Source organism: Dysosmobacter sp., assembly GCF_052306735.1.
GTDB lineage: Bacteria > Bacillota > Clostridia > Oscillospirales > Oscillospiraceae > Oscillibacter.
In genome coordinates, this window is the sequence record NZ_DAWBAJ010000022.1 from 20,664 (window position 1) to 32,704 (window position 12,041).

Genomic DNA, 12,041 nt, shown 5'->3' on the forward strand with positions numbered 1-12,041 from the left:
TTCGGAAATTTAAAACAGAGCGGTAACAAAATGATAACAGCAGAAAAAAGGATCCGGCGCTCCTTGCGGAAGCGCCGGATCCTTGTGCGGCAACGGATTCAGCGGATTTCAGGCGTAAAACCCAGATCCTCCAGTTCACCCATGGCGGTTTTCACGCAGTTCTCGCAGCCGTCAATGGAGACGGTCTTGTCTGCCAAACTTACAGAAAAGGTGAGTTTTGCCTCATTGAGGGCATTGGTGATGCGCTTGACGCAGTTTTCGCACATCATATCAGGGACAGAGATGGTCGTCATGTTCATTCCTCGTTTCTTCTTTTTTATTTCATCAGCTTCTGGATGGTGGAGAGCAGGTCGTCCACCACCTCCAGCTTGCCGTCCTGGATATCCCGCACCACGCAGGTGCGGATGTGGTTGCCCAGCAGTTCCCGGGAGAAGGCGTTGAGTGCGGACTGGATAGCGGATACCTGGGTGAGGATGTCGGTGCAGTAGGCGTCCTTTTCCACCATGCCCCGTACGCCGCGCACCTGGCCTTCGATGCGGCTCAGCCGCCGGATCAAGGCGTCATATTCGTCTTTTTCCCGGTGCTTGTGGCGGGTGCAGCCGCAGCCGGCAGGAAGATCTTCCTCCGAGAGCCCCAGCTTTTCCGTCATCAAGGTCAAGACCTGGGGATCCAGTGCCTGTCCCTGGGGGCGGTCATTGTGCTTTTCCTGATCCATCATGTAGCCTCCTTTATAATTTTGCCCGGCCCAGACGCAGGGCATTGCCCACCACGCACACGGAACTCAGGGACATGGCTGCCCCGGCAAACATGGGGGAGAGCAGAGGCCCGCCGAAAAGATACAGCAGCCCTGCGGCGATGGGGATGCCGATGGTGTTGTAGCAGAAAGCCCAGAAGAGGTTTTGCTTGATGTCCCGCAGGGTCAGAGCGGACAGGCGCAGGGCCCTGGGCACATCCTGAAGGTCGGAGCGCATCAGCACGATGTCGGCGGATTCAATGGCGATGTCGCTGCCGCTGCCGATGGCGCAGCCCACGGTGGCGGCAGTGAGGGCAGGGGCATCGTTGATGCCGTCGCCCACCATCATCACAGTGCGACCCTGGGCCTGGAGCTTTTCCACCACCCCGGCTTTCTCCTCCGGCAGCACCTCGGCGATGACCTCGTCCACGCCCACCAGAGCACCGATGTGCTCTGCGGCGGCCCGGTTGTCGCCGGTGAGGAGCACCGTGTGGATGCCGGATTCCTTCATGCGCCGGATGGCGTCGGCGCTGGTTTCCTTCACCGGGTCGGCCACAGAGATGAGGCCCAGAAGGCGCCCGTCCAGAGCAAAGTACATGGGGGTCTGCCCCTGGGCAGAGAGGGCCTCCGCCCGATCCTGCAGGGGAGCGGGATCCACACCGTGCTCCTGCAGGAGACGGCGGTTTCCTGCCAGCACGGTCTTTCCCTCCAGGGTGGCCTTGAGACCCCGGCCGGAGAGGTTCTCAAAGGATTCCGGCCGTGCTTGGAGCTGGATTCCACGCTCTCTGGCGCAGGCGGTGATGGCGTCCGCCAGGGGATGGGAGGAGACGGCTTCCACGGCAGCGGCGGTGTTGAGAAGTGCCTCCTCAGAGGTCTCCCAGGGTACGATCTCCGTCACGGCAGGGGTCCCCTGGGTGACGGTGCCGGTCTTGTCCAGCACCACGGTGTCTACGCTGTGGGTGATTTCCAGGATCTCGCCGGAGCGGATCAGGATGCCGTGGCGGGCGCCCAGCCCGGTGCCCACCATGATGGCGGTGGGGGTAGCCAGGCCCAGGGCACAGGGGCAGGCGATCACCAGCACGGAGGTGAACACCCGCAGTACAAAGGAGAAGGGCTCACCTGCAATGGCCCAGGCCACAGCGGCCAGCAGGGCAATGGTGATGACGGTGGGGACAAAGACGCCGGCCACCTTGTCGGCGGTCTTGGAGATGGGGGCTTTTTTCCCCTGGGCGTCCTCCACAAACCGGATGATCCGGGAGAGGGTCGTGTCGTCTCCCGTGCGGGTCACCCGTACATACAGCACGCCGTTTTGGTTGACGCTGCCGCCGATGACCTCGCTGCCGGGGCCCTTTTCCACCGGTATGCTCTCGCCGGTGAGCATGGCCTCGTTGACGCTGCTCTCACCCTCCGTTACGGAGCCGTCGGCGGGGATCCGGGCCCCGGGTTTTACCAGCACGGTATCGCCGACTTTCAGGCTGGCAGTGGGGACTTCCAGGCCGGTGTCCGCCAGGATGGCGGTGTCCGGGGCAAGCTGCATCAGGGCGGTGATGGCACCCTTGGTTTTCTGCATGTTCCGGCTCTCCAGGAATTTGCCCAGGGACACCAGGGTCAGCACCACGGCGGAGGACTCATAGTAGAGGTTGTGGACATAGGTCTGAGGGGCATCGGAGATCAGAAAGGTCATCACCAGGCTGTATGCAAAAGAGCAGCCGGAACCGATGGCCACCAGGGAATCCATGTTGGGATTACCGTGGAAGAGGGATTTGAAGCCTCCCAGGAAGAAGTTTCGCCCGCAGTAGAGGACGGGAACTGCCAGGATCAGCTGCAAAATGGCGAAATTCACCGGATGGGTGTGCATGGAAAATATGTCCGGCAGGGGCAGGGCAGGCAGGCTGAAGGGCAGCATCTGGCCCATGGAGACGTACAGCAGCGCCACCGAGAATACGGCAGCGACGATCAGCTCCGTCTTTTTCTGCCGCAGAGCTGCCGCTTCAGCATCCTCTGCGCTCTGGGCCGCAGCAGGGGCAGGATGATCCTGGTGCAGGGCTGCGCCGAAGCCCGCCTTTTCCACCTTGGCCACGATCTGCTCCGGCTGTACCTGGCTTTCGTCATAGCAGATGGTCATGATGCCGGTGGTGAGGTTCACGTCGCTGCGCTCCACACCCGGCAGCCGCCGGGTGACTTTTTCTACCGAGGCACTGCACGCGGCGCAGTGCATGCCGGAGATGTCGTATTTTTCTTCCCGCATGGAAGGCCTCCTTCTCCAGGGAATACCCCTGGGGGGTATTTTATCTGCCCATCAATATATACCCCGTGGGGGTATTTGTCAAGAGGGTCCCAGCAAAAAAGTTTGTGAGGACAAACCGGGGGCGCAAAAAGAAAGCGGACCGAAGTCCGCTTTCTCCATAGGCTTATTCTGCGCGGGCCGCCGCTTCCGGCTGACCCGGAATAATAGCCGTGTCCTGGGCACTGTCCGCAGCAGCGGCCTCTGCCTGGATTGCAGCTTCCCGGGCCGCCTGTTCTGCCGCCAGCTCCGCCTTGGCCTCCGCCAGGATCTTCCGTTCAGCCTTGGTGGTCAGCTGGGATTCATCAAATTTTGCGAACATATCCGGCCGGCGGGTCATGGTGCGCTTGTAGCTCTCCTTTTTCCGCCAGGCGGCCACTTTCCCGTGGTCTCCCGAGAGGAGGATCTCCGGCACCGCCCGGTCATGCCATACGGCGGGACGGGAGTACTGGGGGTACTCCAGCAGGCCGTTCCAGTGGGACTCCTCCTCAAAGCACTCCGCGTCCGGCAGGACCCCCGGCACCATGCGGCACACGGCGTCCGCCACCGCCATGGCGGGCAGCTCTCCGCCGGTGAGGACGAAGTCTCCCATAGAGATCTCCTCGTCCACGCAGGTGTCAATGAAGCGCTGGTCAATGCCCTCATAGTGGCCGCACACCAGGATCAGATGGTCATACTGCTCCCGCAGCTCCCGGGCGACGCTCTGGGTAAAGGTGCGGCCGCAGGGGGAGAGGAAGATGGTACGGCCGGGGCCATAGGTATTCACCACATGCTCCCAGCAGCGGTACAGGGGGTCTGCCTGCATGATGGCACCCCGGCCGCCGCCGTAGGGATAGTCGTCCACCTGCATCTGCTTGTTGGTGGTGAACTGGCGGATCTGGTGGGCCCGGATGGTGATATAGCCCCGCTGCTGGGCCCGGCCCAGGATGCTGACGCCGGTATAGGCCTCCACGGCGTCGGGAAAGAGGGTGAGAATGTCAATGTTCATCAGACGCCATGCCCTCCCATACATTCACTTCCATGCGGTTTTCCTCCAGGTGGACGGCCTGGATGAAAGCCCCGGGCACCGCGGGGATCAGGTATTCCCGCTTGCCCCGGACGGTGTAGACCTTGTGGGCAGGGTACTCGTCCACCCGCACCAGTTCCCCCAGGGATTCTCCGGTGGCGGCGTCGCAGACCGCCATGCCCACCAGCTCTGCATCGAAGCACTCGCCGGGGGCCAGGGGGGCATCCTCCCGGCGGACCAGCAGGTCGTGACCCTTGAGGGCCAGGGCGGCGTTCATATCCTCCACCCCGGGAAGCTTCAGCAAAAGCAGGTTCTTGTGGACATGGCTGGCGGTGGGTACCACCGGAGCGCCGTCCAAATAAAAGGTCTTGATGCGGCTTAAAAAGGCCGCGTCCCGCTCCAGAGGCTGCACCCGGACTTCACCCCGGATGCCGTGGGCGTTGACGATACGGCCGACTTTGATGGTTTCCAGTTTCATGGAGGAAATCTCCTTTGCAGTGATAAAGACAGTATAGCGTGTTTGCCCCGGCAGGGCAAGAGGCTTACCTTGCTTTGCGGAAAGGGAAATGATACACTGATAGAAATAAAAGAGCGGGGAGGCGGCACCATGCACGAGAAAGTTGCGGAGTATCTTGCACGGCAGCGGCAAAAGGAGACGGCGTTTCGGGAGAAAAAGCTGGTGGAGATGGGGCTTTGCCAGCGGGAGTACCTGCCGGAGGGGACCAAACAGACCCAGGATGTAGTCCTGGAGTATCCCTACACCGAGGGAGAGCGGCGGTACAAGGTCGTAGCCATCCCGGTGACGGATGAGGAATGGGAAGAGATTTGTGCCCACACAGACCGGGGACCTGTCCGGCGGCGGAACCGCGTGAGTCAGGCCCTGTGGGTTTTCGGGATCCTGGCCTGTATCGTGGGCGCTGGGCAGGGAATCTGGCAGTTCTGGTACCTGAGAATGCGCGGAGACTATGGCATGGCGCTGATCCAGATGCTGATCTTATGGGTATCCGCCGGCGTGCAGGGCACCTTGCTGCTGGGTATCTCTGAGATCATCCGGCTACTGGACCGGCAGAAATAAAGGCATCGCACCTGCCGGAGAGAGGGTAGGTGCTGCGTTTAGACAGAAGGGGGAGCTTTGTCATGCATGAAAAGGTGCGGGAGTATTTGGAGAAAGAGCGGCAGGGACAATCTGCCGCAGACCGGAGAGAGCGGGAGGAGACCCTGCTCCGCCTGGGACTGTGGGAGAAGGAGTACGCGCCGGAGGAGGCGGATGACCTCTCTCTATACAAGGAAACGGATGACAGCGGCAAACTCTGGAGAAAAGTGCCCATCCCGGTGACAGACGAGGAATGGGCCCAGATCCAACACTATGCCGGGAAAAAGCGCGTGAACAAATGGAGCACGGCTCTTTGGATCTTCGGAGGCCTTTTCTACTTTGTGGCGGTCTACGCGTTTTTTATGGATGCGGGGCTGCTGTCCATGCTGGTCTGGGCTGCGGGCGGGACGCTGCTCTCAGCGGTGGGAAAACTCATCGATACGCTGGACAGGCATTAAAAAGAAGCGGCGCACAGCGCCGCTTCTTTTTTAGTCTACAATATCCACGGAAACCTTGACGCCGGTGCGCTGGGCATAGGCGCGGATCACAGTCCGGATCTCCTTGGCAATGCGGCCCTGGCGGCCGATCACCTTGCCCATGTCGTCGGGGGCGACGCGCAGCTCCAACGTCAGCTCCTGATCGCCCTGGATCTCCGTGACGGAGACGGCGTCGGGATCATCCACCAGGTTCCTGGCGATGTAGAGCAGCAAGTCCTTCATGTCTGCCCTCCGAAATCAGAGGACTTCCACTTTTTTCAGCAGAGCTCTGACAGTGTCGGTGGGCTGAGCGCCGGACTTGATCCAGGCCTGAGCGCGGTCCGTGTCGATCTTGATCTCGGCGGGGGAGACGCAGGGATTGTAAGTGCCGATCTCCTCGATGAAGCGGCCATCGCGGGGGAAGCGGGAGTCAGCCACAACCACACGATAGAAAGGAGCCTTCTTGGCGCCCATACGGCGCAGTCTGATCTTAACCATGTTTGTTACCTCCAAAAAGTTTAAAAAGTTTGTTCTGTATCTATAAATGCGCGAGCACTTATAACCGTTTACTTCAGGCGCTTTTTCCGCCCCAGGCCGTGCATCCGGCCGCCCAGTCCGGGCATGCCGGGCCTGCGGCCCATCTTGTTCATCTGTTTGGTGAGCTGCTGCATCATCTCAAACTGCTTCAAAAGGCGGTTCACGTCCACCACCTGCAGTCCGCAGCCGGCGGCAATGCGCTTTTTTCGGCTGGCTCCCAGGATCTGGGGATTCTCCCGCTCCTGGGGCGTCATGGAGAGGATGATGGCCTCCGTATGGGCCATCTGCTTTTCGTCGATGCTGGCGCCGGAGAGCTGTTTGCCCAGGCCACCGGGAAGCATCCCGGCGATCTGGCTGAGGTCGCCCATGCGGCGGATCTGCTGGAGCTGGTCGTAGTAGTCCTGGAGGGTGAAGCTGTTTTTGCGGAGCTTTTCCTCCAGCTTGGCTGCCTGTTTTTCATCAAAGGAGGTCTGGGCTTTTTCGATGAAGGAGAGCATGTCGCCCATGCCCAGGATGCGGGAAGCCATGCGGTCGGGATGGAAGGGTTCGATCATGTCCAGCTTTTCGCCGGTGCCCACAAATTTGATGGGCTTTCCGGTGGCGGCCCGAATGGTCAGGGCCGCGCCGCCCCGGGCGTCGCCGTCCAGCTTGGTGAGCACAACGCCGTCGATGCCCAGCGCCTCGTCAAAGGCGGTGGCGGCGTTGACGGCGTCCTGGCCGGTCATGGCGTCTACTACCAGCAAAATCTCGTTGGGATGGACGGCGGCTTTCATGCGCTTGAGCTCGTCCATCAGCGTTTCGTCCACATGGAGGCGGCCGGCGGTGTCCAAAAATACCAGGTCGTTGCCGTAATCCCTGGCATGGCGAATAGCCGCCTGGGCGATGGCCACGGGATCTCCCTGGCCCTGCTCAAAGACCGGCAGCTCCAGCTGCCCGCCCACGACTTTGAGCTGTTCAATGGCGGCGGGACGGTAGACGTCGCAGGCGGCCAGCAGGGGCCGCTTGCCCATCTGCCGGCGAAACAGGCCTGCCAGCTTGGCAGTGGTGGTGGTTTTGCCGGCGCCCTGGAGGCCCACCATCATCACCACCGTGGGGCCGTTGTTGGCCATGGCGATCTTGGCGGTGCCGCCGCCCATGAGATTGGTGAGTTCCTCGTTGACGATCTTGATGACCTGCTGGGCGGGGGTCAGGCTTTCCAGCACGTCGGAGCCGATGGCCCGCTCTGTGACGGTGGCCACGAATTCCTTGACCACTTTGTAGCCCACGTCGGCTTCCAAAAGAGCCAGACGCACTTCCCGCATGGCCTCCCGGACGTCGTTTTCCGTCAGGCGGCCCTTGCCCCGCAGCTTCTTGAACGCCGCGTTGAGTTTTTCAGTGAGACCTTCAAATGCCATGATCATTCCTTCAGCGCAGAGGCTTCCGCCCGGATGAGGTCTGCCAGCTCCGTGAGCCGGGCGTCCTCATACTGCCGGTAGTTGATGGTTTTGATTTCCGCGGCGGCCTGCTCGATGGCGTCCAGATGGCCCCGCACCTGCTCGAACCGGCGGATCAGGCCGGTCTTGTCCTCGATCTCCTGCATGACGCCCTCCGCCCGGACGATGACGTCCCGGACGCCCTGGCGGGAGATGCCTGCGTTTTCCGCGATCTCCGCAAGGGAGAGGTCCTCATTATAATAGAGGTCGAAGAACTCCTTCTGCCGATCCGTCAGGAGTTCCCCGTAAAAATCGTACAGCATGGTCATGCGATAGGTCTGATTTTTCATGAGGCGCCCCTTTCTGTAAAGTACGACCGCTTTACAACGAGAATTAGTTTACAGGAAAGTGGGAGAAAAGTCAAGGGAAAAATGCGGGAAAATTCCCGCTTCGGGCCTGTTTTTTCGGAAAATTTGGCCCGCGCCCTTTGCGCGTGCGGGATAATCTGGTATACTGGCCCTATCGTTGTGTGTGTTATACGGAAAGGAAGCGGAATACAATGCTGACGGAACTGTTTACGGGGTGGCTGGGACGGCCCACCCTGGTGGCGGAGGACGACACCTGGGCACTGCTGGCCCTCATGTGCGTCACGGTGGCTCTGGCCGTGTGGCTGGAGCAGCGCTATGCCTGGGCGTCCAAGGTCTCCGGGGCCCTCATCGCCCTGCTGGTGGCCCTGGCTGCCTCGAACCTGGCCATCATCCCCAACAGCTGCGTCCTCTATGATGATATCGTGTGGAATTTCGCGGTGCCCATGGGGATCCCTTTGCTGCTTTTGCAGTGCAACATGAAGAAGATCTGGCGGGAGACGGGGAGGATGATGGTGATCTTCCTCATCGGCTCTGCCGGGACCGTGGCGGGCGCCTTCCTGGCCTACGGCCTTCTGAACCGGTACATCCCGGGGCTTTCCGGCGTGGCGGCCATGATGACCGGGTCCTACATCGGCGGCGGCGTCAACTTCGCCGCTCTGGCGCTGGAATTTGACGTGGGGGAGATCAAGGCGGCGGCTACCGTGGCGGATAATCTGCTGATGGCCCTGTACTTCTTTGCCCTGCTGATTTTCGCGGGCCTCAAGTTCTTCCGCAGCCACTACACCCATCCCCACATCGACGCCGTGGAGGCCGGAGGCGACCGGGAGGGAGCCCGCACCCAGGCGGCTGCCTACTGGAGCCGCAAGGATATCTCCCTGAAGGATATCGCATTGAACTTCGCATACTCCGTGGTAGTGGTGTGGGCGGCCAAGTGTATCTCCGCTCTGGTGAGTGCCCTGATCCCGGATACCGGCGTGGTGCTTCATATGCTCAACACCTTCTTCGGCAGTGAATATGTGTGGATCACCACCGTGGCCATGGCGGCGGCTACCTGGGGCGAAAAGCAGGTGGCGAAGCTCCACGGTTCCCAGGAGATCGGCACCTATCTCATCTATCTGTTTTTGTTCGTCATCGGCGTGCCCGCCTCCGTCAGCAAGATCCTGACGGATACGCCGCTGCTGCTGGCCTTTACCGGGCTGATGGTGGTGGTGAATATGCTCTTTTGCTTCGTAGGAGGAAAGCTCCTGCACTTTGATCTGGAGGACATCATCCTGGCCTCCAACGCCAACATCGGCGGGCCTACCACCGCAGCAGGCATGGCCATCTCCCAGGGGTGGAGCGCCCTGGTGGGGCCGGTGATGCTGGTGGGTACCTTCGGCTATGTCATCGGCACCTATCTGGGTATCCTGGTGGGTACCGTACTGGGGGCCTGAACCACAACAAAATCCGGCGCACCCGGCATGGGGCGCCGGATTTTTGCAAGGAGGACGACTATGATTTTGGACGCCCATTCGGATCTTCTCTACGATGTGACCCGCCGCCGCCTTTTGGGGGAGAAGCGGGTGCTGGAGCGCTGTCATCTGGCGCGGCTGCGCCGGGGCGGCGTGGAAGGTATGGTGATGGCATTGTGGACGGAACGTGGTCACGGGGAAACGTTCTGGGAGAGAGTTCCCGGAGCGGAGAGCGCCGCAGGGCGCACGGAAATCATGTGTGAGGCGGCCCGGGCGGAATTTGCGGAAAGTCCATGGCTGGCGGTGGTGCGCACCGCTGGTGAGGCCCGGGCGGCCCGGACGGCGGGAAAGCTGTACGCCTTTCTGGCAGTGGAGGGCATGGACGCCATCGGCACAGACCTGGAGGGCATCGACTGCTACGCAGACTTCGGCGTGCGGCTGGGGATGCTTACTTGGAACGGGGAAAACGCCCTGGCCGCCGGAGCCGGGTGCGACCCGGACCGGGGGCTCACAGATCTGGGACGCCGGGCGGTACGGCGAATGCGGGAGCGGGGGATGATCCTGGATGTCTCCCACCTGAACCGCCGGGGTTTCTGGGACGCCCTGGAGGTGTCGGAGGGGGCGGTACTGGCTTCCCACTCCAACTGCGCGGCGCTGTGCGACGTACCCCGGAACCTGACGGATGAGCAGCTGCGGGCCATCCGGGACTGCGGCGGTGTGGTGGGAGTCAACTCCTTTCACGGCTTCGTCCACCGGGAGGCGCGGCAGCAGACGGTGGAGACCCTGGCGCTCCACGCCGCCCACATGGCGGAGGTGATGGGGCCGGAACATGTGATCTGCGGCTTTGACTTCTGCCACTTTATGGGGCCGGGAAACGAGTCTGCTGCCGGCATCGAGGATGCCGGGCAGGCGGGGGTATTTCTCCGCTGCCTGGAAAAGTTGGGGATGTCTGAGGCGGAGCGGGAGGGCATCGCACGGGACAATTTCCTGCGCTTTATGGGGGCCCAAACGCCCGCAAAGCTGTCAGACAGGAAAAAAGTTTGAATTATGCGGTAAAATCAGGTATAATAATACCCTACGTGCAAATTGCCGCAAAGGAGTTGAAAGCGTGGAAATGACCAGAACCAAGCTGGCCGAGGGAGTATACCTTACCTACCTGCCGGCCCATAAGTTCAAGACCAGTCTCCTCTCCGCTCAGTTCGTCACCCCCATCAAGGCGGAGTCCGCTTCCGCCTTCGCCCTGCTGCCTGCCGTACTGCGGCGGGGCACCGTCCGGTGGCCGGATCTGGGGGCCTTGTCACAGCAGCTGGATCTGCTCTACGGTGCCAAGGTGGACTATACCGTGCGCAAAAAGGGAGAAAATCAATGCATTGGCTTCGTGGCCAGCTTTATTGACGACAGCTTTGTCCCCGGCGGGGAGCGGCTGCTGGAGCCGGTGGCGGAGCTCTTGGGAGAGCTGGTGTGCAATCCTGTGACGGAGCGGGGCCGGTTCGTTCCTTCCTACTTTGAAACGGAGAAAACCAACCTCACCGACGCCATCCGCAGCATCGTCAACGACAAGCGGGACTATGCCTCTTTGCGCCTTTTGCAGGAGATGTGCGCCGGGGAGCCCTATGGCATCAGCCGCCTGGGCGACGAGCGCTCCGCCCAGCGCCTCTCTCTGCAAAAGCTCCACGCCCTGTATGGGGAGCTGATCTCTACCGCCCAACTGGAGCTCATCTACAGCGGCAGCGCCCCCAGAGCCCGGGTGGAGGACGCCCTGCGCTCGGCCTTTTCCACCCTGCCCCGGGACGGTATCCGGGAGATCGCCCTGGCCCGGCCCCATCAGGCGCCGGCGGAGGTGCGCACTGTGGTGGAGAATATGGATGTGACCCAGGGAAAGCTGGGAATGGGCTTTACCTGCGGCAGCGACGATACCCCCGCACTGCTGGTGGGCAACACCCTCTTCGGCGGATCCAGCAACTCCCGGCTGTTTTTGAACGTCCGGGAAAAGCTGTCATTGTGCTACTTCGCCTCCTCCACCTATCACCGCCAGAAGGGGATCATCACCGTCTCCTCCGGCATTGAGTTCGAGAATTTCCAGAAGGCTTACGACGAGATCCTTTTGCAGCTGCAGGAGGTGGCGGCGGGCCGTCTGGAGGACTGGGAGCTCTCCGGTGCCCGTAGCGTGCTGCTCAATGCCTACGCCGCCATGGGGGATTCTCAGGGCAGCCTGGAGAACTTCTATCTGGGACAGGCCGCCACCGGACAGGAGGAGACCCCGGAGATCCTGGCCCGGGCCGTCCGGGAAGTCCCGGCCAAGCGGATCTTCCAGGCCATGGAGACCGTCTGCTTGGACACGGTCTATTTCCTCAAGGGGAAGGAGGACGCCCAATGAAAGAGACCTTCTATCAGCGCATCGGGGAGTCCGTTTACCGGGAAAAGCTGCCCAACGGCTTGCAGCTTTGCGTGGTGCCCAAGCCGGAGCACGCCGAGAGCTACGCGTTCTTCGCTACCCGCTACGGCGGCATGGATACCCGCTTCCAGCTGGAGGGCAAGTGGCTGGACACCCCTGCCGGTATCGCCCACTATCTGGAGCACAAGATGTTCGACACCAAGGAGGGCAACGCCCTCCAGGAGTTGGCCCAAAACGGCGCGGAGCCCAATGCCTTCACCTCCAACGCCATGACCGGCTACTACTT

General features: G+C 61.5%; 14 protein-coding genes and 1 pseudogene. 6 read left to right on the forward strand and 9 right to left on the reverse strand.

From position 1 onward, the window contains the following. Nucleotides 1–98: 98 nt before the first annotated feature. The 5 genes from ACT67G_RS07245 to rimM all read right to left on the reverse strand — a co-directional run bounded on the left by ACT67G_RS07245 (nt 99) and on the right by rimM (nt 4,501). Entirely contained in the window at nt 99–293 is a 195-nt protein-coding gene (locus ACT67G_RS07245; protein ID WP_325246509.1) for a heavy-metal-associated domain-containing protein, read from the reverse strand. Nucleotides 294–316: 23 nt separating this feature from the next. Beyond that, on the reverse strand, nt 317–718 hold the full coding sequence (locus ACT67G_RS07250) for a metal-sensing transcriptional repressor (RefSeq protein WP_443663794.1): 402 nt from the start codon (nt 716–718) through the stop codon (nt 317–319). Between the two features lie 10 nt (nt 719–728). Beyond that, nucleotides 729–2,981 carry a heavy metal translocating P-type ATPase gene (locus ACT67G_RS07255; protein ID WP_443663795.1) on the reverse strand — a complete coding sequence of 751 codons (2,253 nt, stop codon included), beginning with the start codon at nt 2,979–2,981 and terminating at the stop codon, nt 729–731. A gap of 163 nt (nt 2,982–3,144) precedes the next feature. Next, complete coding sequence (gene trmD / locus ACT67G_RS07260) at nt 3,145–4,005, reverse strand: tRNA (guanosine(37)-N1)-methyltransferase TrmD (protein ID WP_443663797.1); 861 nt, start codon at nt 4,003–4,005, stop codon at nt 3,145–3,147. Further along, nucleotides 3,995–4,501, reverse strand: a complete 507-nt coding sequence (rimM, locus tag ACT67G_RS07265) for a ribosome maturation factor RimM (protein WP_325243930.1) — start codon at nt 4,499–4,501, stop codon at nt 3,995–3,997. Before rimM ends, trmD begins: the two co-directional genes overlap by 11 nt. A gap of 129 nt (nt 4,502–4,630) precedes the next feature. Here rimM and ACT67G_RS07270 point away from each other — a divergent pair, with 129 nt between their 5' ends. Continuing rightward, the gene (locus ACT67G_RS07270; RefSeq protein WP_325243932.1) at nt 4,631–5,098 is read left to right on the forward strand and encodes a hypothetical protein; all 468 of its coding nucleotides are present in this window, start codon (nt 4,631–4,633) and stop codon (nt 5,096–5,098) included. Between the two features lie 62 nt (nt 5,099–5,160). Further along, nucleotides 5,161–5,574 carry a hypothetical protein gene (locus tag ACT67G_RS07275; RefSeq protein WP_443663799.1) on the forward strand — a complete coding sequence of 138 codons (414 nt, stop codon included), beginning with the start codon at nt 5,161–5,163 and terminating at the stop codon, nt 5,572–5,574. Between the two features lie 30 nt (nt 5,575–5,604). On the opposite strand, the gene ACT67G_RS07280 is transcribed toward ACT67G_RS07275, so the two are convergent. The 4 genes from ACT67G_RS07280 to ylxM form a co-directional block, all read right to left on the reverse strand. Continuing rightward, on the reverse strand, nt 5,605–5,835 hold the full coding sequence (locus ACT67G_RS07280) for a KH domain-containing protein (RefSeq protein ID WP_325243935.1): 231 nt from the start codon (nt 5,833–5,835) through the stop codon (nt 5,605–5,607). A gap of 15 nt (nt 5,836–5,850) precedes the next feature. Next, nucleotides 5,851–6,090: a 30S ribosomal protein S16 gene (gene rpsP, locus ACT67G_RS07285; RefSeq protein ID WP_325243937.1), complete on the reverse strand. Its 240-nt coding sequence runs from the start codon at nt 6,088–6,090 to the stop codon at nt 5,851–5,853. 68 nt (nt 6,091–6,158) lie between these two features. Further along, entirely contained in the window at nt 6,159–7,523 is a 1,365-nt protein-coding gene (gene ffh / locus ACT67G_RS07290; protein ID WP_325243939.1) for a signal recognition particle protein, read from the reverse strand. Between the two features lie 2 nt (nt 7,524–7,525). Beyond that, complete coding sequence (gene ylxM / locus ACT67G_RS07295; protein WP_325243941.1) at nt 7,526–7,891, reverse strand: YlxM family DNA-binding protein; 366 nt, start codon at nt 7,889–7,891, stop codon at nt 7,526–7,528. Nucleotides 7,892–8,100: 209 nt separating this feature from the next. Here ylxM and ACT67G_RS07300 point away from each other — a divergent pair, with 209 nt between their 5' ends. From ACT67G_RS07300 to ACT67G_RS07315, 4 genes and pseudogenes are all read left to right on the forward strand, one after another. Then, a complete protein-coding gene (locus ACT67G_RS07300) occupies nt 8,101–9,342 on the forward strand; it encodes a DUF819 family protein (RefSeq protein ID WP_325243943.1) in 1,242 nt (413 codons plus the stop codon). Nucleotides 9,343–9,402: 60 nt separating this feature from the next. Further along, nucleotides 9,403–10,404: a dipeptidase gene (locus ACT67G_RS07305; protein ID WP_443663801.1), complete on the forward strand. Its 1,002-nt coding sequence runs from the start codon at nt 9,403–9,405 to the stop codon at nt 10,402–10,404. A 70-nt stretch (nt 10,405–10,474) separates the two neighbouring features. Further along, the gene (gene yfmF / locus ACT67G_RS07310; RefSeq protein WP_325243949.1) at nt 10,475–11,737 is read left to right on the forward strand and encodes an EF-P 5-aminopentanol modification-associated protein YfmF; all 1,263 of its coding nucleotides are present in this window, start codon (nt 10,475–10,477) and stop codon (nt 11,735–11,737) included. Next, a pseudogene (locus ACT67G_RS07315) lies at nt 11,734–12,041 on the forward strand (EF-P 5-aminopentanol modification-associated protein YfmH); the annotation flags it as partial. The gene yfmF and the pseudogene ACT67G_RS07315, both read left to right, overlap by 4 nt.